This window comes from Streptomyces sp. SID13726, assembly GCF_010548375.1.
Taxonomy (GTDB): Bacteria; Actinomycetota; Actinomycetes; order Streptomycetales; family Streptomycetaceae; genus Streptomyces.
Window position 1 is genome coordinate 1 of the sequence record NZ_JAAGLY010000685.1, and the last position, 407, is coordinate 407.

The following is a 407-nucleotide window of genomic DNA, read 5'->3' on the forward strand; positions in this document are numbered from 1 at the left end:
GTCGATCACCTCCAGGGCGAGGAACACCTCCTTCACCGCCGCCCGCGCCTCTTCCAGGGCGACGCAGGGCCCGTACAGGTCGCTGCCGAGCCGGAAGGCCAGTTCCGCCTCCACCCGCGGCTGCATCAGCACGGAGCGGTGCACGGTGCTGCCGGTGGGCAGCACCATGTCGTCCAGGAGGACACCGGAATCCGGCGCATCCCCCCCCGCCTGCTCCTGGATGGCCTTGGAGGTGGCGCCGGCCTTGTACCCGACGACGCGGGCACCGGCCGCCACGTGCCGGGCCACGGTGGCCGCCTGGATGCGGTAGGCGGTCTCCAGCGACAGGCCGGGCCGGTACCGGGTCAGCGGCTCGACCGGCACGTTCTCGTACTCCGCGGTCAGCAGCGCCGCCGCGGCGGCGGCGA

1 pseudogene is annotated in these 407 nt (G+C 74.0%); it reads right to left on the reverse strand.

The annotated features are described in order from the left end of the window. Positions 1–407: pseudogene (locus G3I78_RS49780) on the reverse strand (2-hydroxypenta-2,4-dienoate hydratase); the annotation flags it as partial.